The organism is Streptomyces sp. NPDC093510, from assembly GCF_040683555.1.
Taxonomy (GTDB): Bacteria; Actinomycetota; Actinomycetes; order Streptomycetales; family Streptomycetaceae; genus Streptomyces.
Genome location: NZ_JBFBEE010000027.1, coordinates 79,663 through 100,506, shown reverse-complemented (window position 1 = coordinate 100,506; position 20,844 = coordinate 79,663). Strand labels below are relative to the sequence as shown.

Genomic DNA, 20,844 nt, shown 5'->3' with positions numbered 1-20,844 from the left:
GATCGGGGCCAGGGCGGAGGCACGGCGCGGGGGCGCCCATATGCCACTCGTGCGGCCCAATGGGGGCGTGATCCGGCGCATTCACCGCCCTCGATCCGGCAATCGGTGCAGATCTCTTCACAAGCCGGGATGTGACGCGCGACACTCGCAGGCGCATGAGCGTTGCCACCGCACCCCCGAAGTGAGGGCAAGTAATGGCTCTGCACGATGAATTGACCGCTGTCCAACGATGCGTGGACGACCTCGTCCGTACTGTCGGCAGGCTGGAACAGCAGGCCGGCGCCGACATAGCGGGCGTCGACGTACGGCGGGTCCGCACGGACACCGACCACCTGCGGGAGAGCGTGGCCCTGCTGCGCGCCGCGGCCTCGCCGCCCTCGCCCCGCCCCGAACCGACCAGGCGCGACTTCGTGACCATCTCCGACACGCCGTACGACAGGTCGCTGTGGACGAACACCGGTGACGTCGACGACGAGGGCCTCGGCGGCCGCGACCGCCACGCGCCCTGATCCGCACGTCGCACGCACGCACGCACGCCACACACACGCACGCCGCACGCCACACACACGCACACACCCGCACGCACGCACGCACGCACGCACGCACCCGCAGAGCCTCTCCCCGATCCGAGGACGAAGGAGTGGAGCCTCGTTGGCCACCGGCACGGAACCCCAACCGAAGAGCGGACCGGCCCCCGGCGGCGGCGTGCGCGACGGTACGCGCGCCGCCATCACCGCTGCCCATCTGCGGACCGACCGCTGGTGGCTGGCGCCCGCGACGACCACCTTCGGTCTGCTCGTGTTCATCGTCTACTCGACGTGGCGGGCCTTCGCGAACACCGACTACTACGCGGCGCCCTACGTCTCGCCGTTCTACTCGCCGTGCCTGGCCGAGAACTGCGAGCCCATGCGCTCCGGCCCCAACTGGGAGATCTTCGGCAGCTGGTGGGGCCTGTCCCCCGCGGTGCTCGTCCTGATCTTCCCGCTCGGCTTCCGGCTGACCTGCTACTACTACCGCAAGGCCTACTACCGCGGATTCTGGGCGTCACCGCCCGCCTGCGCGGTCGCCGAGCCGCACAAGAAGTACACGGGTGAGACCCGCTTCCCGCTGATCCTGCAGAACATCCACCGGTACTTCTTCTACGCCGCCGTGCCGGTCGCGGGCGTCCTCACGTACGACACCGTCCTCGCCTTCCGCGACGAGCACTACGAGTGGGGCCACATGGGGCTCGGCACGCTCGTGCTGCTCGTGAACGTCGTACTGATCTGGATCTACACGCTCTCCTGCCACTCCTGCCGGCACGTCATCGGCGGCAAGCTCAAGCACTTCTCCAAACACCCGGTCCGGTACCGCATGTGGCAGTGGACGGGGAAACTGACGGATCGCCACATGCTGTTGGCCTGGACGTCGTTGGTGAGCGTGGCGCTCGCCGACCTCTACGTCTACCTGGTCGCCAGCGGCGCCTTCGACGATCCGCGCTTCTTCTAACGGACGGGACCATCTGATGTCACAAGTGGAGCGGCAGCAGTGGGACGTCGTCGTGGTGGGGGCCGGGGGCGCGGGCCTGCGGGCCGCGATCGAGGCGCGCGAGCAGGGCGCCCGTACCGCCGTGATCTGCAAGTCGCTGTTCGGCAAGGCCCATACGGTGATGGCCGAGGGCGGCATCGCCGCCTCCATGGGCAATGTGAACTCCGGCGACAACTGGCAGGTCCACTTCCGCGACACCCTGCGCGGCGGAAAGTTCCTCAACCAGTGGCGCATGGCCGAACTGCACGCCCGTGAGGCGCCGGACCGCGTGTGGGAGCTGGAGACCTGGGGCGCCCTGTTCGACCGCACACCGGACGGCCGGATCTCGCAGCGCAACTTCGGCGGCCACGAGTACCCACGGCTCGCACACGTCGGGGACCGCACCGGCCTGGAGCTGATCCGCACCCTCCAGCAGAAGATCGTGGCGCTGCAGCAGGAGGACTACAAGGAGTTCGGCGACTACGAGGCGCGTCTGAAGGTCTTCCAGGAATGCACGGTCACACGCGTGCTGAAGGAGGAGGGCGAGGGCTTCGGTGAGGCGGGCCGCGTCACCGGGACCTTCTGCTACGACCGTGAGTCGGGCCGCTTCTTCGTACTCGAGGCACCGAGCGTGATCCTCGCGACCGGCGGCATCGGCAAGTCCTTCAAGGTGACGTCGAACTCGTGGGAGTACACCGGCGACGGGCACGCGCTCGCGCTGCTCGCCGGCGCCCCCCTGCTCAACATGGAGTTCGTGCAGTTCCACCCGACGGGCATGGTCTGGCCCCCGTCGGTCAAGGGCATCCTCGTCACCGAGTCCGTACGCGGCGACGGCGGGGTCCTCAGGAACTCCGAGGGCAAACGGTTCATGTTCGACTACGTACCCGACGTCTTCAAGGAGAAGTACGCGCAGTCGGAGGAGGAGGGCGACCGCTGGTACGACGACCCGGACCACAACCGCCGTCCCCCCGAACTGCTGCCGCGCGACGAGGTCGCACGGGCCATCAACGCCGAGGTGAAGGCGGGCCGCGGGTCACCGCACGGCGGGGTCTTCCTCGATGTGTCGACGCGCATGCCCGCCGAGGTCATCAAGCGCCGACTGCCGTCCATGTACCACCAGTTCAAGGAGCTCGCGGACGTCGACATCACCGCCGAGGCGATGGAGGTCGGACCGACCTGTCACTACGTGATGGGCGGCATCGCGGTCGACTCCGACACCGCGGCCGCCCGCCGCGTCACGGGGCTCTATGCCGCGGGTGAGGTCGCGGGCGGCATGCACGGCTCCAACCGTCTCGGCGGCAACTCGCTGTCCGACCTGCTGGTGTTCGGCCGGCGCGCGGGGCTGCACGCGGCCCGGTACGCGGCGGGCCTCGCCGCCCGGCCCTCGGTGGACGAGGTGCAGGTCGACGCGGCTGCCGCCGAAGCGCTGCGCCCGTTCAGCGCCGAAGGGCCCGACTCCGGAGCAACGCCCGAGAACCCGTACACCCTCCACCAGGAACTGCAGCAGACCATGAACGACCTGGTCGGCATCATCCGCCGTGAGGCGGAGATGGAGCAGGCCCTGGAGAAGCTCGCCGAACTGCGGGTGCGGGCGCGGCGGGCAGGTGTCGAGGGCCACCGCCAGTTCAACCCGGGCTGGCACCTCGCCCTCGACCTGCGGAACATGCTGCTCGTCAGCGAGTGCGTCGCGCGGGCCGCCCTGGAGCGCACGGAGAGCCGCGGCGGCCACACCCGCGAGGACCACCCGGCGATGGACCGGGAATGGCGCCGCGCCAACCTGCTCTGCCAACTGACCGACCCCAGTGATGGTTTGGCGGCCACCGATCCCGTACGCGGCCAGATCGACCTCGTCCGCGTGTCCACCGAACCCGTCCGCCCGGACCTGCTCGCCCTCTTCGACAAAGAGGAGCTGGTCAAGTACCTGACTGAAGAGGAGCTGTACGAGTGAGTTCGTACGACGCGCGATTCAAGGTCTGGCGCGGGGATCTCGGCGGCGGCGACCTGGAGGACTTCAAGGTCGAGGTCAACGAGGGCGAGGTCGTCCTCGACATCATCCACCGCCTCCAGGCCACCCAGGCACCCGACCTCGCGGTGCGCTGGAACTGCAAGGCGGGCAAGTGCGGTTCGTGCTCCGCGGAGATCAACGGCAGGCCACGGCTGTTGTGCATGACGCGCATGTCGGTCTTCGGCCGTGACGAGGTCATCACGGTGACGCCGCTGCGCGCCTTCCCCGTGGTGCGCGACCTGGTGACGGACGTCGGCTTCAACTACACCAAGGCGCGCGAGGTCCCGGCCTTCGTGCCGCCCCCGGATCTGGGCCCCGGCGAGTACCGCATGCAGCAGACGGACGTGGACCGTCCGCAGGAGTTCCGCAAGTGCATCGAGTGCTTCCTGTGCCAGGACACGTGCCATGTGGTGCGCGACCACGAGGAGAACAAGGAGGCCTTCGCCGGCCCCCGGTTCCTCATGCGCGTCGCCGAACTGGACATGCACCCGCTCGACGCGGCGGCGGACTCCGGCCTCGACCGGAAACGGACCGCACAGGAGGAACACGGCCTCGGCTACTGCAACATCACCAAATGCTGCACGGAGGTGTGCCCCGAGGGCATCAAGATCACGGACAACGCGCTGATCCCCTTGAAGGAACGCGCCGTCGACCGCAAGTACGATCCGCTGGTCTGGCTGGGCAACAAGATCCGGCGGCGGACCGAGTAGCAAGTCTGCCGACCGTCACGGCAGTTGGGTCAGGGACGTGTGCGGGTCATCCCCGAGGCGGGATTTCCGGGTTGTCCCCCATGGTCACGAGGGGCCGACGGCGATCACCATGGAGGCATGACTTCTCGTGCTTCCCTGACCCGTCGTTCGCTCGTCGGGCTCGCGGCCGCGGGGCTCGTGGCGGCCGCGCTGTCCCTGCCCGCGTCGGCGGCCGCGGCCCCGGCCGCGGCCCCGCGGGCACATCCCGCCGGCGCCACGGCACACCTGCCCGCGCCCACGGGTCCGTACGAGATCGGTACGGCGTCGGCCCGCCTCGTCGACCGCTCACGCCACGACCCATGGGTGCCCTCGCGGCCGTACCGCGAGCTGATGATCAGCGTCTGGTACCCGGCCGCGCCCGGCGCGGCCGACGGCCACCGCCGCGCGCGTTACATGGCACCGGGCGCAGCCGAGCGCTGGGACGCCACGTCACCGCACGGGATTCCCCGCGGCGCGATCGACTTCGCCGCCCTGCGGACACATGCCCGGGAGGGAGCACCGGCCGACAAGCGCGAGGGACGCCGGCCCGTGCTGGTGTACGCGGCGGGCGCGGGCGACCCCCGCACCTGGGGCACCGCTCTGGTCGAGGAGATGGCGAGCCGCGGCTATGTCGTGGTGACCGTCGACCACACCTACGAGAACCCGGGGGTGCAGTTCCCCGACGGGTCGGTCAAGGACGACGGGCCGCTGCGGGAGGCGCTGGAGGAGGCGCAGAAGAACGGCACGATGACGCAGCTGCTCAAGAAGACACTCGACGTCCGCGTGGCCGACTCGAAGTTCGTTCTCGACAGTCTCGGTTCGCTGCCGAACGGCCTGTCCCGGGTCGTCGACCGGCGGCGGGTCGGCATGGTCGGCCACTCCGCGGGCGGGGTCGCCGCCGCCCAGACCATGTACGAGGACCGGCGGGTCAGGGCCGGGATCGACCTGGACGGCACGCTGGAGTTCAACCCCGAGCCGAACGGCACGAACCTGATGCCGGTCGCGGAGCACGGCCTCGACCGCCCCTTCCTGCTGATGGGCCGCGAGGGCAGCGACCGGACGACCGAGCCGTCGTGGCGCTCCTTCTGGGCCCACAGCACCGGCTGGAAGCGGAACCTCACCCTGCGGGGCTCCCTGCACCAGACGTACACCGACCTCCCCACGCTCCTCCCCCGGGCCGGAGTGGACCGGAAGGTGATCGAGGAGCACATAGGAACGGTCGACCCGGCGCGTGCGACGGCGGCTCAGCGGGCCTATGTGGCCTCGTTCTTCGACCGGTGGCTGAAGGGACGGGACGACGGCCTGCTCGACGCGCCGTCCGGGCGGTATCCGGAGGTGGGGTTCGCGGGGTGACCGGTGACCTTCCCGCTTCGGGGCTGCGCGGCGGACCGCTGTGCCACACTGCCGCGCATGCGCATACCCCGCCGCTCCCGTCCCCTCCTCGCCCTGCTGCTCGTGAGCGCGCTGAGCGTGGCCGCCGCCGGCTGCTCGCTGCCCGGTGACAGCGATGACGGGGGCGTCGGGACCGGGCTGGAGCGGGCCCTCGCCGCGGTCCCCGCTGCCGCGGCGGACCAGGGGGTGATGTACCGGGACGTGCGCACCGCGCGCCGACTCGTCGCCGAGAACCCGTCGCTCTACCGCGGCCTGGACGGCTTCGGCATTTTGGAAGTCGCCCAGATCGGCTACACGGGCGGCAGCGTCCGCGCGGACTGGGGGTTCGACGTGAAGGACGTACGGACGTCCGTCACGGTCGGCAACAGCTCGCTGCTCACCGGGAAGTTCGACACGGACGCGGTCGACCGGGCGATGAAGAAGCAGGGCTACCGCGCCACCCCCACCGACGACGGCACCCGCTACAAGAAGGGCGGCGACGCCGGGACGTACGAGATATCCGGCTCCGCCCGCGCCGCCAAGCGCTCCGACATCGCGCTCGGCCTCGCCGCACCCGACGAGTCCCTGCGTGACGACGAGGCGTACGAGGCGATCGCCGACTGCCTGGGTGATGTCTACGAGGCGTCGTACTACGCGAAGCGCGAGGACGCCGACGTCGAGCTCTTCGCGATCGGCGGGCGGCTCGGGAAGAACGGCTCGTCCTCGGAGACCCTCTGCGCGCGGACCGCGTCGAAGGAGGCGGCCGACGCCACGGCGGCCAAGCTCCGCGAGAAGACGGCCCGCGGACAGCGATACGAGGGATCGAAGGTGACCGTCGGCAAGGGCGCGACCCCGATCGTCGCCATGACGTGGAAGAACCGCCCCGAGTCAGGGCTGCGCCCGGCCGACAACGACAGAACGTCGGAGTTGCCGGGGGTATTGGTGTGGGGACGGAAGTGACGCGTTCGGCGATGGAGGGGTCGGGGGTGCTGGGGGTACCGGAGGTGTTGGGGGTACCGGAGGTGCTGGGGGAGCTGATCGGTTCGGGGCGGACCGCGGATGTCTTCGCGCTGGACGACGACTGGGTGCTGCGGCGGTACCGGGACGGGCTCGACGCCTCGCACGAGGCGGGCGTCATGGCGTATTTGTGGGAGCGCGGTTTCCCCGTGCCCCGGGTCCGGGCGGACGGGACCGGGGGCACGGATCTGGTGCTGCGGCGGGTGTCCGGCCCGACGCTGGCGGAGGCGGCGATGGCGGGCGCGTTGTCGCCCGAGGAGGCGGGGGTGCTGATCGGCACATTGCTGCGGCGGTTGCACGCCCAGCCTGCCCCTTCACCGGGCGCGCCCCCGGAGCACCGGGTGCTCCACCTCGACCTGCACCCGGAGAACGTCCTGCTCACACCGGACGGCCCCGTGGTGATCGACTGGGCCACCGTGGAGGAGGGTCCGCCGGGCCTGGACATCGCGATGTCCGCGCTGCTTCTCGCTGAGGTCGCCGTGGCGGGCGGCCCCGCGTCGGCGGGCTGCCGCGCCGCGCTCACCGCCCTGCTCACGGAGACAGGAGACGACCGGCTTCCCGGCCCGCCCACCACCGCGCCCGGCCACCTCGAGCCCATCGGCTACCTCGGGCACTCCGGCTCCGGCTACTTCGGGCACTCCGGCTACCTCGAGCGGGCGCGGGCCCGGCGGGCGGGGAACCCCACGCTCGGTGTCGCCGAGGTGGAGCGGCTGGACGCGGCGGTCGAACTGGTCCTGGAGTCGGGCCGGTAGGTCAGCTCTGGCGGGTCAGGGTCGTCGTGGTGCTGACTCCCAAGCCGTTGTCCGTCCTGGCCGTGAGGGTCTTGGGGGTCTGGCTGTTAGAGAGACAGTTCTTGGCGGCGAGCTTGAAGCCGTAGCGGAACTTGCCGACCGAGTCGAGCTTCTCGATGTGCTTGAGGTCGCCGTCCGCCATCTGCCAGGCCGTGTTGAGCTCGGGCTCGTGCATCTTGGCGTTGAACTCGACGCTGGGGGTGCCCGTCAGAGCGACGGTGTATCCACTCCTGTCCTTGACCTTGCCGTCCGTCGTGGTGTGCGCCCAGTAGTTGCCCTTCGGGTCCTTGGTGAACTTCACGGTCAGCGCGGCCTCGGTGTCGATCGTCGGCGCCAGCAGGTCCGAGCCGGGCAGCCGGAGCTTTCCGGTGGTCTTGGTGGTGCCGCTGTAGGTGCTGCCCACGTAGGCGTCGCGGGTGCCGCCGCAGGCCGAGGGCGCCTCGGCGGCCGCCGCTCCGGCGCCGGTGCCGGGCAGCACGGTCAGCAGCGGGGCGGCGAGGAACGCCGAGGCGGCAAGGGACACGGCGCGGAAGGTACGGACGGTCATCTCATCTCTCCTGGAGGACGTGGCTGGATGGGGCTTCCCACGCTCTCCGCCGCCCGCCGCCCCCCACGCGATGACCGGCGCCGTGTCGCCCGATGCGACCCGGACAGGGGCATGGCACATGACCCGGATGGTGCACACGTACTCCGCTGGACGGACCCCCGGCCCCGGGCCCGTGCATGCGTCGGGTAGGTCACCCGTGCATGCGTCGGGGAGGTCAGGGGCCGTCGGGCGTCTGCCGGGCCAACCGCTCCGCGCGGGTCAACCAGTGCGTGTACCACTGGGCGAACGTCACCCGGGCCGTGCTTCCCGCGAACTCGAACGGGACCACACCCTCGGCGGTGTCCCCGTACGTCGATCGCTGCGGCTCCGCCGACTGGTGCTCGTCCCACTCGGCCGTGCGCTCGGGGCGGAAGAGGGGAGCGGAGGTGGGAGCGGCGGGTTCAGACGGGGCGGTCATGGGTGTGACGGTCGTGGGTGTGGTGGCGGTCGTGGGTGTGACCGCGTGGTCGGCCGAGTTCACCGCTTCCACCGGATCCACCGGATCCACCGGGAACAGGCCGTAGTCCGGGCCCGCCCCGCCGGCGCCGACCTCCATCAGGAAGCTCCGGTACTCCGCGGGGAACGTCACCCCGCGCCGCCGCTCCACCGCGCCGACCTGCGCTCCTCCCCGTTGCGCTCGCCGCTGAGGCCGACCCGCGCAGGGCCCGGCCTTGCTCACGGTCACCGTACGCACCTAGTGTGAATGCGCTTTCAAAGCGGAGGGCACGCCGCACGGCACAGCAGATGGCACAGCAGAGAGAAACAGAGCAGAGAGAAACAGACAGGCGGTCGGGTGGGCACAACTCCCACGGTGTACGACGTGGCCGAGCGGTCGGGCGTTTCCATCGCGACGGTGTCGCGGGTCTACCGCAACCCGGACTCGGTCCGTGACAAGACCCGCGAGAGAGTCCTCGCCGCGGCCCGCGAACTCGGCTACGTGCCCAGCGGCAACGCCCGCGGGCTCGCCAGCCGCTCCACCGGAGTGCTCGGGCTCTGCTTCCCGGACTACTCGGCCCCGGACCCGGACACCGAGGCCGCCGCGGCCGACGCCGACGACGCCGACGACCACGCCTTCATGCTCCACTCCGACCAGATCATCCGCGGCATGGAACGCGCCGCCCGCAGGCACGGGTACGCGCTGCTCATCGCCGCCTCCCTCAAGGGCGGGCCGGAGAGCCTGGTCGCCAAGGTCGCCGGGCGCGTGGACGGCTTCGCCGTCCTTGCCGGAACCGTGCCGACCGAGGACCTCGACGTCATCTCGCGGCGGCTGCCCGTCGTGATGCTCGCCGGGCCCCGCGAGCCCGACCACCTGGACCACCTCGACCACATCGAGGTCGCCAACGAGGACGGCCAGCAGGAACTGACCCGGCATCTCATCGAGGACCACGGCCTGCGGCGGCTCGCCTTCGTCGGCGGCGAGGAGCGCTCGCCGGACGCGCAGGCGCGGTTCCGCGGGTATCAGGAGGCGTGCCGGGCGGCGGGACTTCCCGTACGCGAAGAGCCGGATCTGCGGGCCGGGATGATGACGCAGGCGGAGGGCTCACGGGCTGCCGACGCGCTGCTCGACCGGACGGGTCCGGGTGCCGGCAGTGTCGGCGGAGGGGGCGGCGGTGGGAGCGGTGGCGGGAGCGGTGGCGATGTGCGCGGCGGGGTATCGGCGCCGCCCGGGGCCATGCTTTTCGCCAACGACCAGATGGCCATCGGGGCGCTGCACGCGCTGGAACGGCGCGGGGTGCGTGTGCCGCAGGACGTCGCCGTCACCGGGTTCGACGGGATTCCGCTCAGCAGGCTGGTGCGGCCGGCGCTGACCACGGTGCGGCAGCCCATGCGGCAGCTGGGCGAGGAGGCGGTCGAACTGCTCGTACGCCGGCTCGGCGAGGAACGGGACCGTGCCCCCGTTGACCTGATGCTGCCGGTGAACGTGGTGCGGCGGGCCAGCTGCGGCTGCGGGTGAGCGACCCGCTCCCCGGACACCGCCTGGTCGAGGAGAAGTACGGCACTGGGGGTTCTCGCCCGCGCGCGGGGCCGCCATCGCCCGGTCTGCTACACGCCCCGTTCCGCGCGGGCGGCTTCGCCTCGCGCGTGCGTCCGCTGCTAGCCAGGGAGCGCTTCAGCATCTGATGAGGTGATGAAGTGATGAAGCGCTCCGGCGGCGACGGCTCCTGAGTGCGACGGCTCCGGCCGTCGCCTCGGGTCGCGACGCCCTGAATGCGGTCATACGCTCCACAATGTGACGCCGCCTGTGACGCCGCCTGTGACGCCGACTTCGCAGCCAGCCGCGCGGGCAGCAGCGGCCGTGCTGCCCGTGGTCGTGCTGTCCACGGCCGTGCTGCTCGCGGCCCTGCTGCTCGCCTGGTTCCCGCTGCCGGGTGCCTCGCCCGCGTTCGCCGACGATCCGGTCACGCTCTCCCGCACCGGCCAGATCACCGACAGGACGAACGCGCTCGAAGGCCGCGAGGACGCCGCCGAGCAGGCCCTGGACCGGCTCTACGACGACCGGGGGGTGCAGCTCTTCGTCGTCTACGTACGCGACTTCTCCGGCCGCTCCCCGCAGGACTGGGCCGACGCCACCGCCGAGCGCAACGGCCTCGGACTCGACGACGTACTGCTCGCCGTCGCCACGCACGACCGCCAGTTCGCCTACTCCGTGGACGACGGTTCACGGCTCACGGACGCCCAGCTCCAGGACGTGGCGACCACCGCGATCAGGCCCGCCCTGCGCGAGAACGACTGGGCCGGGGCCGCCGTCGGCGCGGCGAACGGCTACCGCGCGGTGCTCGCCGGCAGCCCCGTGCCCGCCCCGTCGGTCACCCCCGGCCCGGCCGACCCCGGCGCCGGCGACTCTGCCACAGGCGACCTGGTGCTCCCGGTGGCGGCGGCGTGCGCGGCCGGGGTCGCCGCGACGGTCGCGTACAAGCGACGCAGGAAGCGGGCCACGACCCGCACCACACCCGGCGGCGGCCGGTGGGGAGGGGCGGGCGGGAAGCAGGACGGGAATCAGGGCGGGAATCAGGGCGGGCCCCGGGGCCGGGACGTCATCCCGCTCCCCGAGCTCGACAAGAAGGCCCGCCTGCTGCTCGTGGAGACCGATGACGCGATCCGCACCAGCACCGAGGAGCTCGGTTTCGCCACCGCTCAGTTCGGCGAGGACGCGGTCAAGCCCTTCACCGAGGCGCTCGCGTACGCGCAGGCGGAGCTGACGGCGGCGTTCCGGCTGCGCCAGGAGCTCGACGACGCCCATCCGGAGGACGACCCCACCAGGCGCCGCATGCTGGACGAGATCGTCGCGCGGTGCACGGGTGCCGGCCGCCGGCTGGACGCCGAGACGGCGGGCTTCGACCAGTTGCGCGCCCTGGAGAAGAACGCTCCGCAGGCCCTGGACCACGCCGAGACGGCGTACCGGCAGGTCGCGGGGCGTACCGGTGCCGCAGAGGACACTCTCGCGGTCCTGCGCGGGACGTACGCGGCGACGGCCACCGACGCCGTGCTCGGCCACGTCGAACAGGCCAGGGACCGCCTCGTGTTCGCCGCCACCCACCTCGGCCGGGCCCGGCAGTGCGTCGACGCGGGCGAGAACGGCAAGGCCGCCGTCCACCTGCGGGCCGCCGAGGGCGCCGTCGACCAGGCCGCGACTTTCGTGGCCGCCGTCGACCGCCTGGCCGCCGAGCTCGCGTCGGCCGCCGAGAAGCTGCCGGACGCCCTCGCCGAGGCCGACGCCGACCTCGCCGACGCGCGCGGCCTCCTCGAAGGCACCGCGACAGGGGTCCCCACGGCCGATCTGCGGGGCCGTGTGGCGCGCGCGGAGTCGGTGCTCGCCCAGGTACGCGGCCGGACGTCGGCGGGGCCCTACGACCCCATCGACGCCCTGCGCCGCGTCGAGGAGGCCGACACCGCGCTCGACGAGGCCCTCACCGGAGCCCGCGAGCGCGAGGTCACCGACCGCCGCTCCCGGACCCTGCTCTCCCAGGCGCTGCTCACCGCGCGCAGCGCTGTCGGGGCGGCCACGGACCTCGTCACCACGCACCGCGGCGCCGTCGGCAGCGAGGCGAGGACCCGCCTGGCCGAGGCGGGGCGCCACCTCGCGCAGGCGGAGGCGGTCCAGGACGAGGACGCCACCGCCGCGCTCGCCGAGGCCCAGCGGGCCGACGCGCTGGCGCGGCAGGCGCAGCAGCTCGCCGAGCGTGACGTACGAGGCTTCGGCAACCCCTACGGAGGCGGGCTCGGGGGTGGTTTCGGAGGCGGGCTCGGCGGGGGTGGCGGCCGGGGCGGCGGGATGGGCGGCGCGGTCCTCGGCGGGATCATCCTGGGCGAGCTCTTCGGAGGCGGCGGCCGCCGGGGCGGCGGCTACGGAGGGGGCGGCTACGGAGGGGGCGGTTTCGGCGGTGGAGGCCCCGGCAGCTTCGGCGGTGGCGGCACGCGGGGGCGCAGAGGTGGAGGCGGCAGGTTCTGAGCCACGACCCGGGACATGAGCCCCCGTACAAGGAGAGACCCCGTACAAGGAGATCCAGCCATGACGAAGCAGACCATCCTCGGCCGTGTCGCTCAGCTCGCCAAGGCGAACATCAACGCGCTCCTCGACCAGGCCGAGGACCCGCAGAAGATGATCGACCAGCTGATCCGCGACTACTCGAACAACATCAGGGAGGCCGAGGAGGCCGTCGCGACCACCATCGGCAATCTGCGGATGCTGGAGCAGGACCGGAAGGACGACCAGGAGGCCGCCGCCGAGTGGGGCGGCAAGGCGCTCGCGGCGAGCAGGAAGGCGGACGAGCTGCGCGCGGACGGCAACGCCGAGGAGGCCGACACGTTCGACCGGCTCGCCAAGGTGGCGCTCGGGCGGCAGCTGCAGTCCGAGCGGGAGGCGAAGGACGCCGAGCCGACGATCGCCTCGCAGACCGAGATCGTGGACAGACTGAGGTCCGGACTCGACCGGATGAAGTCGAAACTGACCGAACTGGAGTCGCGGCGCGATCAGTTGGTGGCGCGCTCCAAGACCGCGCAGGCGCAGAACCAGATGCTGGACGCGGCCCGGAACATCGACGTCCTGGACCCGACGAGCGAGTTGAGCCGCTTCGAGGACAAGGTGCGGCGCGAGGAGGCGCGGGCGCTCGGCAAGCAGGAGCTGGCCGCTTCCTCGCTCGACGCGCAGTTCGAGGAGCTGGACAGCCTGGGGGACGAGGCGGAGATCACGGCCCGCCTCGCCGCCCTCAAAGCAACCACATGAGGTTCCCGGGTCCCTTGGCGGGTCCCGGGGTCAGAACAGGCTGAGGAGCGCCTCCGCCGGGTCCATCGGCTCCGTCTCCCCGTCGGGCAGCGCCAGTTCGAACCAGACCGTCTTGCCGCGCGGCGTCCTGCGCGAGCCCCACGCGGCGCTGAGCAGGCCGACCAGCTGGAGCCCGCGGCCGCCCTCGTCGGTGTCCCGCGCCCGGCGGCGGCGCGGCTGCACGAAGCCCGCGTCCCACACCTCGCACACCAGCGTGCGGTCGAGCAGGAGGCGCAGTCTGATGTCTCCCTCGCCGTACCGCAGGGCGTTGGTGACGAGCTCACTGACGAGCAGTTCCGCCGTGTCGCAGAGGCGTTCCAGGTCCCAGGCGCGCAACTGGTCGCAGGCCAGTTCGCGGGCGCGGCCGACCGACTTGAGGTCGCGCGGCAGCGTCCAGTCGCCGACGTGCTCGGCGGGCAGCCCCTGGACGCGTGCCATCAGGAGCGCGATGTCGTCCTCTCCGTGGTGGGTGTCCAGGGTGTTGAGGACGCGGTCGCAGACGTCCTCCAGGGCGGGCGCGGCGTCGTTCAGGGCGCGTACGAAGGCGTTCAGGCCCTCGTCCAGGGGGTGGTCGCGGGATTCGACGAGGCCGTCGGTGTAGAGCGCGAGCAGGGCGCCCTCGGGGAGCTCCACCTCGACGTCCTCGAAGGGCTCGCCGCCCACGCCGAGGGGCAGGCCCGGGGGCACGTCGAGCATCAGCGCGGTTTCGCCGGGTTCGACCAGGACGGGCGGCAGGTGCCCGGCGTTGGCGAAGGTGCAGCGGCGCGTGACGGCGTCGTAGACCGCGTACACGCAGGTGGCGAGGTAGACCTCGCTGAGGTCGGCGTCCGCCGCCTTGCGTGCGGCGCGGCTGGACTGCTGGGGCCCGGCGGGGTTGCCGAGGCCGCGGGCGATCTCGTCGAGGGCGGAGAGCACCTCGGCGGGCTCCAGGTCGAGGAGCGCCAGGGTACGCACGGCGGTGCGCAGCTCCCCCATGGCGACGGCGGCGCGCAGGCCGCGCCCCATGACGTCGCCGACGACCAGGGCGGTGCGGTGGCCGGGCAGTTCGATGACGTCGAACCAGTCGCCGCCGACCTCCGTGGCCGCGTTGCCCGGGAGGTAGCGGCAGGCGATGTCGAGGCCGGACGCCTCGGGGTCGCCGGGCGGGAGCAGGGACCGTTGCAGTATCAGCGCGCGTTCGTGCTCGCGGCGGTAGAGGCGGGCGTTGTCGATGCAGACGGCGGCGCGCGCGGCCAGTTCGACGGCGAGCGCGCGGTCGCGTTCGCCGAAGGGTTCGCTGCCCTTCGTACGGGAGAACTGGGCGAGGCCGACCACCGTGTCGTGGGCGACCATCGGCACGGCCAGCGTCGACTGGACGAGGCCGCGGGTGAGGCGGCTCGCGGACTCGTCGTCGTCCCCGGTGATCAGCCGGGGGCGGGCGGTGCGCAGGGCGTCGGCGCAGGGCGACGTGAACCCGAACCGGTGGACGGCACCGACGTCCATGGGTCCGGAGCCGTCCGGGAAGGGGGCGTCGGCGACGGCGCTCGCGAAGGCCACCCGGCGCAGTTCCGCGCTGCCGTCGGCGAGTCCCGGCGGGGCCTCGTCACCTTCCAGGAGGCCTTGGTACAGGTCTACGGAGGCGAGGTCGCAGAAGCCGGGGACGGCGACGTCGAGCAGTTCCCTGGCGGTGGTCTCCAGGTCGAGGGAGTTGCCGATGCGGGCCCCGGCCTCGTTCAGGAGTGCCAGATTGCGCCGGGCGTGGGCGGCCTCGCGGGCGGCGGCGTGCCGCCGGGTGACGTCGGTGCCGAGGCCCGCGACGCCGATGGGGTGGCCCGAACCGCTGTGGACGCGGTAGAGGTTGATCGACCAGTGCCTGCGGTCGCTGCTGCCGGGCGCGGGCCCCACGATCTGCATGTCCGTCACGGCGTCGCCGGTCTCCAGGACCCGCTTCAGGGCGGCCGCCATGCGGTCGGCCTCGTGGCGCGGCAGGTAGTCGTGGACGGTGCGGCCGCGGTGCTCCTCGACGCCGCCGCCGAAGACGGCGGCGAACCGGCGGTTGGCGCGCTGCACCTTCAGGTCCGTGCCGAACAGCAGGAACCCGAAGGGAGATTGTCCGAAAATGGCCTGCGAGGCGGCGAGGTCCGTCTCGATCCGCCGGAGCGCCCGGACGTCGACGACGATGCAGACCGCGGCCCGCTCGCCGTCGTCCGTCTCGGTCGGCATCACGTAGACCTCGGCGATGCCCTCCGTGCCGGGCGTGTCGTCGTCCTGTCCGGCGGGCACGCGGAAGGGGACGACGCCGGTCCACTCCCGTCCGTCGAGGATCTCCGCCATCTTGCGGTGACCGCCGGCGCGCAGCTCGGGCGGTACGAACGCCTCGATGGGATCCTTGCCGACGGCGTCCCGCGCGGCCACGCCGAACAGCCGCTCGGCGCGCGTACTCCACTGGTCGACAAGGCCGTCGGCGCCGATCGAGAACGAGGCGACCTTGATGTGGTCGTAGATCGAACCGGGTGGGTTGCTCCGCCACGTCTCGTCGACCGGGACGTCACCGGGCCCGTCGTCGCCCGGGGCCGCGTCGCCCGTCGCGTCATCCGTGGCCCCGCGGGCCCTCGCGTCGCCCGACGGCCCATCGAGCTCCGTCGCCTTCGCTGGTATCTCGCTCACGCGAACCGTCCCCTCCAGCTCACCGCGTCCGGCACCGGTCACCGCATACGGCTGCCCGCAGTATCCAGCACTACGGTGCAGCGCCACACGGCGTTCACGATCACAGCACGGACTCGACGCTTTTTGGCCCGTGCCGCCCTTGTGCAGGACGTCTGTCGCACACTGCCAGTCTTCTAACCCGGCAGGGCCAGCTCGAACCACACCGTCTTCCCCGTCCTGCCCGTGCGACCCGGACGTGTTCCCCAGCGCCGCGAGGCGCGGGACACCAGCTGGAGGCCCCGGCCGCCCTCGTCGTCGAGTGCGGCGACGCGCTCCAGGGGCGGGTCGGGGAGCGGGTCGGACACCTCGACGAGGAGGGCGCCCATGGGGTCGACGGGACGTACGAGACGTACGCCGATGGGCCCCGAGGCATGGCGCAGGGAGTTGGTCACCAGCTCACTCACGAGCAACACGGCGATGTCGCCGAGGGGGCCGAGGCCCCAGTCGGCGAGCTGCTTTCGGACGACAGCGCGTGCGGTGCGGACCGCGCCGGGGTCCGCGGGGAAGGCCCACTCGGCGCAGTCGCCTTCGGTGTCGATCACGCCGATCACTTCCAGACCAGTGGCGGAGCCCGTCCGGTTTCATGGCATTAATGGGCACATACCCGATATCCGGGTTCGTTTACCGCGCTCCGGGGCGCACTGGGGCACGAAGGGCTCGAACGGCGTACTCGGCGTCGGGAAGAGCCGGTCCGGTCAGGAGACGGCGCGCGAGCGCGCGAGTGCCACCGCCGTGACGGCGGGCACGTCCGCGGTCAGCCAGTCGACGGACCAGATCCGGTCGGGGGTGAGCCAGCGCAGCTCGTCGTGGTCCTCCAGGGGCCTGGGTTCGCCGGAGACGAGCCGGGCGGTCCACACCCGCAGGGCGTATCCCTTGGGGAGCGGCCACTGTCCCGGCACCCGGCCGGTCGGCTCGGCCTCGACGCCCAGTTCCTCGCGGAGCTCGCGCACCAGCGCGTCCTCGCACCGCTCGCCGGGCTCGACCTTGCCGCCTGGCAGCTCCCAGCCGCCCGCGAGTTCGGGGGGCGCGCTGCGCCGCGCGGCGAGCAGACGGCCCTCGTCGTCGTACAGGGCGGCGCCCACCACGATCCGTTCGTTCATGCGGCGGAGCCTACGGCCTGTGCCGGAAGCCCTGCCCGACCGGCGAAGTACGCCGGCGCCCGCTACCGTCCGCTGCCGTTCTGGCTCAGCTTCTCGACCGAGTAGAGCTGCTTGTGCCCGCGGTCGTCGAGGCGGTCCGCGATCCGCTGGGCCTCGGCCTTCGTCGCGTACCTGCCCACGCGGTAGCGGTTGCCGTTGTCGTCCTGCCGTATCACGAACCAGGGCAGCAGAACCGTCCCGTCATTCATCGCGCCCCTCCGTCCGCCACTCCCGGCGCGCCCCACGCCTCGATCAGTAAGGAAACCGCAATCCGCATATGCCCGAGCCTACGCCCGACCTTTACTCAGCGGATACGAGTTTGCACAAAGAGGTACGCGGGAGAAGCCGCAGGAAGGCCGCTATCGGCCAACGCGCGGGTAACACCGGGGGCGCGCCCGGAAGCGCTACAGGGGCGCAGTCACTTCACGGGCAGGTGGTAGGCGATCTGATAGCGGTCGGCGGGGACCACGATGTCGGCGGTCTCCACCGGGCGGCCCGACGCGTAATACGTGCGGTGGACGACGAGGACCACGTGGCCGGGGACGCCGCCGAGCGCCGTGAGCTCCTCGGCGAGGCCGGGGCGGGCGCCGACCTCCTCCGCGACGTTGTCCACGACGACGTCGATGGCCGCCATCCGGTCCACCACGCCGCAGCCGCCGAGCGGGCCCTCCTCGGGGAGCATGACGGGGGTGCGCCCGGTGATGGCGAGGGGCTCCCAGGAGGTGGAGAGCATCATGACCTCGCCGGCGTCCCGGAAGACGTACTTGGTGCACATCACGCGGTCGCCCGCGCGGATGGCGAGCCGCTCGGCGACCGCCGCCCCGGCCTCGGTCTGCTCGCTGCGGGACTCCCACGTGCCGCGCACGCCGTCGGCGGCCTGCTCCTGACGGAAGGGGGTCGAGCCGCCGTTCACCGCGCGGTAGCCGGTGCGGGCGATCTTGCGGGGGACGGGGCGCTCGCGCACGTACGTACCGGACCCGGAGCGTCCTTCGACCAGGCCCTCGGCCATCAGGACCTTGCGCGCCTCCAGGGCGACCGTGTCAGAGACCCCGTACTCCTCGCGGATTCTCGCCTGGGAAGGGAGGCGGGTGCGCGGCGGCAGCGAACCGTCGGCGATCTTCTTGCGGAGATCACCCGCAACCCGCAGATACGCCGGCTGTTCACCGAAAGTCACTGGCCACTCCCATCAGGTTGACAGACAGCAACAGCCTGGCAACCGTGGGTTGTTGCGTGCAACCCAAGGCCAAGGAATCACTCGAAGTGATGATTTCTTCCGGCGCAGGTCTTTACGCAGGCCCTTTCCCCGGATATGGCGAACGATCAACAGCGTTGAGGAAACGTTCGGTCGCCGCCCGTGCGATCTGGCTCCCCCATCCTCCCCAGTTCACGTCGAAACAGTGGTCGGCCCACGGGAGTTCGACGTACGTCGCCGGGGCCCCGGCCCCCTTCAGGCGCCGGGCCAGCTCGCGGGCCTGCGCCACCGGTACCGCGCGGTCCGCGCTCCCGTGCAGCAGCAGCGTCGGGGGCACGTCGCCCCGGACCAGGCGGGCGGGCGAGCCGAGACGGTAGCGGGCGGGGGCGGTGGCGGCCGAACCGCCCATCAGGACCGGGATCATCGGGTCGCGGCGCAGCGCGGTACCGGCGATCAACTGCCGCATGTCGGTGGGGCCGTAGAGCGACAGCACCGCTGACACGGAGCTGTCGCGGACCGCGCAGGACGCCGGGACCCTGCTGTCGTCCTCGGTGTAGGCCGCGGCGAGCGCGAGGTTGGCGCCGGCCGAACTGCCCGCGAGGAGAAGGCGGTCGGGGTCGATGCCGTACGCGCGCGCGTGCCGCCGCACCCAGCCGACCGCGCACTTCACGTCGCCGATCTGGTCGAGCTGGGTGGCCCGGGGCGCGAGGCGGTAGTCGATGTCGAAGACCGACCACCCGCGCGCGTTGAACCACCGGTTCCACTCGGGGGTCTGACTGCGGTGCCCCTTGTTCCAGCCGCCGCCGTGCACCCACACGACAGCGGGACGCCGCACCCGGGGCCGCTTGGGCAGCGTCCAGAGGTCCAGCCTCATCTTCTGCCCCTTCGTACGGTGCGCCCCGTGGCCGCGGCCCACGCGCGCGTACGTGAGCGTTCGCGCGCGGTCGGGCACCTCGGCGTAGTTGACGCCGTCGAAGTACCGTCCGGGGGCGAGCTGTTGACCCTGTCGCTCCGCTGCTCCGTAGGCGGCGGCGTAGGGCATCACTCCGTAGACGAGGGCCGCGAAGGAGGCGAGTGCGGCGAGCCCCGCGCACCAGGGGTGGCGCCGGCTCCCGAGCACGGCGCCCGCGAGCCCGAGCAGCCCCGGCGGCAGGAGCAGCAGGCCCCAGGAGGTGATGGCGGCGGCGACGAGCACCAGGAGCGGAACGCGGGGCAGCGGGGCGGCGACGAGGACGGCGAGCGCCGCGTTCAGGAGACCGGCGGCCAAGAGCAGGAGCCGGGTCACGGCGGGCGGCGGCACGACGGACGTCACGCCGAAGAACTATCACAGACGAGGACAAAAACCCCTTAGGGAGAGCGCTTCGAGGACCCCCGGAGGGTCACACCGCCGCGCCCCCGCCGTGGTCCTCGTCGAAGCCCGACTCCGGGCCGTCCTCCGGCGTCGCGTCGCGCGGTGAGACGGCCGCCAGGCCGAGGGACTTGCGTGCCGCGACGGCGCTCTTGTCGCCGATCCGCTGAAGGCCCATTACGTAGTGGGCGTCGAAGCTGTCGGCGTCGGAGGCCGAGGCCGCCTTCGCCCACTCCTCACGGCTCTTCCCGATCTCGGTGACGAGTGCGTCGATGCGGCCCTGCGTCCCCTTCGGCCAGTGGTGCGCGCGCAGCTGCCGCGCCTGTTCGGCGAGACCCCTGTCGACGCGCGCCGCCCACTTCTTGTGCCCTGCGAGGTCGTTCTCGGCCATCTCCTCCTCGGGCTCGGTCAGAAGCGCCCTGTCGAGGGCTTGACCCGCCTTGACATACGCGAGCTGGTCGGCGTCGAGCGTCGTCGCGTCGCTGCGCAGGGAGCCTTCGAGGGGGTGCTCCGGGTCCGCAGCGCCGAAGAGGCAGGTGACGTGCCGGTCGCCCTGGCGCCAGGTGGCCCGGTCGGGCACGAAGTAGTAGATCTCGGCGCCGTCGAAGTCCGTCCAACTGTCCATGACGTAGGCCCATTGGAGGTCGGTGCACCTGGTCTCGGCGAGCTCGGCGAGGGCGTCGTCGCCCGGGTAGCTCGCGTGGTTCAGGCGGAACGACGCGAACACCTCGCCGTCGTGGCGCCCCGCGCAGGGCACCTCGTCGACCTGGTGAGCGTACCGCATGGAGTCGAGCTTCCCGTCGGGCGCGTCGAAGCAGCCGCCCTTGTCGACCGGGAAGGCTCCGGCGTTCTGCCGGGACTCGCGCGCCGCCTCCCTGAACCCCTCGACGAAGTCGCGGGCGCCGCCCGTGGCGACGGCCAGGACGAGCAGCAGGACGCCGACCACGGAGAGGATGCTGCCCGCGATCGCGAGGCCCTTGCCGCGCTCGCCCTTCTTCTTGATCTGTGCGAACGCGATCAGGCCGAGGACCAGCCCGACGGCGGGCACGAAGCAGAGGATGCCGAGCACGAGCGACGCGATCGCGAAGCCGTTCACCGGCGGCCGGGAGTACGGCGAGTACGGGCCGGGCCACTGCTGGTACGGGGCGTGCGCGTACCCGTACGGCGGCCAGGCCGCCCCCGGTTGGCCCGGTTGGCCCGGTTGCCCCGGCTG

Annotated in this window: 19 protein-coding genes; 10 read left to right on the top strand and 9 right to left on the bottom strand. The window is 72.0% G+C overall.

The window, feature by feature from the left end; translation table 11 throughout:
- Window positions 1–194: 194 nt before the first annotated feature.
- From AB0N81_RS33750 to AB0N81_RS33720, 7 genes are all read left to right on the top strand, one after another.
- Entirely contained in the window at window positions 195–509 is a 315-nt protein-coding gene (locus tag AB0N81_RS33750) for a hypothetical protein (RefSeq protein ID WP_365365160.1), read from the top strand.
- A 142-nt stretch (window positions 510–651) separates the two neighbouring features.
- Window positions 652–1,488, top strand: coding sequence for a hypothetical protein (locus tag AB0N81_RS33745; RefSeq protein ID WP_365365158.1), 837 nt, complete (start codon window positions 652–654; stop codon window positions 1,486–1,488).
- Window positions 1,489–1,504: 16 nt separating this feature from the next.
- Window positions 1,505–3,454: a fumarate reductase/succinate dehydrogenase flavoprotein subunit gene (locus tag AB0N81_RS33740; protein ID WP_365365156.1), complete on the top strand. Its 1,950-nt coding sequence runs from the start codon at window positions 1,505–1,507 to the stop codon at window positions 3,452–3,454.
- Window positions 3,451–4,221, top strand: coding sequence for a succinate dehydrogenase/fumarate reductase iron-sulfur subunit (locus AB0N81_RS33735; protein WP_365365154.1), 771 nt, complete (start codon window positions 3,451–3,453; stop codon window positions 4,219–4,221). Before AB0N81_RS33740 ends, AB0N81_RS33735 begins: the two co-directional genes overlap by 4 nt.
- A 117-nt stretch (window positions 4,222–4,338) precedes the next feature.
- Window positions 4,339–5,592 (top strand): hypothetical protein, encoded by a 1,254-nt coding sequence (locus AB0N81_RS33730; RefSeq protein ID WP_365365152.1) that lies wholly within the window; start codon window positions 4,339–4,341, stop codon window positions 5,590–5,592.
- Window positions 5,593–5,649: 57 nt separating this feature from the next.
- A complete protein-coding gene (locus tag AB0N81_RS33725) occupies window positions 5,650–6,570 on the top strand; it encodes a hypothetical protein (RefSeq protein ID WP_365365150.1) in 921 nt (306 codons plus the stop codon).
- A 26-nt stretch (window positions 6,571–6,596) separates the two neighbouring features.
- The gene (locus tag AB0N81_RS33720) at window positions 6,597–7,379 is read left to right on the top strand and encodes a phosphotransferase (protein ID WP_365365148.1); all 783 of its coding nucleotides are present in this window, start codon (window positions 6,597–6,599) and stop codon (window positions 7,377–7,379) included.
- A 1-nt stretch (window position 7,380) separates the two neighbouring features.
- Here AB0N81_RS33720 and AB0N81_RS33715 read toward each other — a convergent pair whose 3' ends face one another.
- Both AB0N81_RS33715 and AB0N81_RS33710 read right to left on the bottom strand, forming a co-directional pair.
- A complete protein-coding gene (locus tag AB0N81_RS33715; protein WP_365365146.1) occupies window positions 7,381–7,965 on the bottom strand; it encodes a hypothetical protein in 585 nt (194 codons plus the stop codon).
- Window positions 7,966–8,179: 214 nt separating this feature from the next.
- Window positions 8,180–8,593: a hypothetical protein gene (locus tag AB0N81_RS33710; protein ID WP_365365144.1), complete on the bottom strand. Its 414-nt coding sequence runs from the start codon at window positions 8,591–8,593 to the stop codon at window positions 8,180–8,182.
- 204 nt (window positions 8,594–8,797) lie between these two features.
- Between AB0N81_RS33710 and AB0N81_RS33705 the strand changes: the two genes are divergently transcribed.
- From AB0N81_RS33705 to AB0N81_RS33695, 3 genes are all read left to right on the top strand, one after another.
- Window positions 8,798–9,958, top strand: a complete 1,161-nt coding sequence (locus AB0N81_RS33705) for a LacI family DNA-binding transcriptional regulator (RefSeq protein ID WP_365365142.1) — start codon at window positions 8,798–8,800, stop codon at window positions 9,956–9,958.
- A gap of 351 nt (window positions 9,959–10,309) precedes the next feature.
- A complete protein-coding gene (locus AB0N81_RS33700) occupies window positions 10,310–12,454 on the top strand; it encodes a TPM domain-containing protein (protein ID WP_365365192.1) in 2,145 nt (714 codons plus the stop codon).
- Between the two features lie 60 nt (window positions 12,455–12,514).
- The gene (locus tag AB0N81_RS33695) at window positions 12,515–13,228 is read left to right on the top strand and encodes a PspA/IM30 family protein (protein WP_365365141.1); all 714 of its coding nucleotides are present in this window, start codon (window positions 12,515–12,517) and stop codon (window positions 13,226–13,228) included.
- 30 nt (window positions 13,229–13,258) lie between these two features.
- Here AB0N81_RS33695 and AB0N81_RS33690 read toward each other — a convergent pair whose 3' ends face one another.
- The 7 genes from AB0N81_RS33690 to AB0N81_RS33660 form a co-directional block, all read right to left on the bottom strand.
- Complete coding sequence (locus AB0N81_RS33690; RefSeq protein WP_365365139.1) at window positions 13,259–15,913, bottom strand: SpoIIE family protein phosphatase; 2,655 nt, start codon at window positions 15,911–15,913, stop codon at window positions 13,259–13,261.
- Window positions 15,914–16,086: 173 nt separating this feature from the next.
- A complete protein-coding gene (locus tag AB0N81_RS33685; protein ID WP_365365137.1) occupies window positions 16,087–16,503 on the bottom strand; it encodes an ATP-binding protein in 417 nt (138 codons plus the stop codon).
- A 144-nt stretch (window positions 16,504–16,647) separates the two neighbouring features.
- Window positions 16,648–17,052, bottom strand: a complete 405-nt coding sequence (locus AB0N81_RS33680; protein WP_365365135.1) for a (deoxy)nucleoside triphosphate pyrophosphohydrolase — start codon at window positions 17,050–17,052, stop codon at window positions 16,648–16,650.
- 62 nt (window positions 17,053–17,114) lie between these two features.
- Window positions 17,115–17,300, bottom strand: coding sequence for an SPOR domain-containing protein (locus tag AB0N81_RS33675; RefSeq protein WP_365365133.1), 186 nt, complete (start codon window positions 17,298–17,300; stop codon window positions 17,115–17,117).
- 209 nt (window positions 17,301–17,509) lie between these two features.
- On the bottom strand, window positions 17,510–18,265 hold the full coding sequence (locus tag AB0N81_RS33670) for a GntR family transcriptional regulator (protein WP_365365131.1): 756 nt from the start codon (window positions 18,263–18,265) through the stop codon (window positions 17,510–17,512).
- A 112-nt stretch (window positions 18,266–18,377) separates the two neighbouring features.
- Window positions 18,378–19,595, bottom strand: a complete 1,218-nt coding sequence (locus AB0N81_RS33665) for an alpha/beta hydrolase (RefSeq protein WP_365365129.1) — start codon at window positions 19,593–19,595, stop codon at window positions 18,378–18,380.
- A 67-nt stretch (window positions 19,596–19,662) separates the two neighbouring features.
- Window positions 19,663–20,727, bottom strand: a complete 1,065-nt coding sequence (locus AB0N81_RS33660) for a DUF4190 domain-containing protein (RefSeq protein WP_365365127.1) — start codon at window positions 20,725–20,727, stop codon at window positions 19,663–19,665.
- Between the last annotated feature and the right edge of the window lie 117 nt (window positions 20,728–20,844).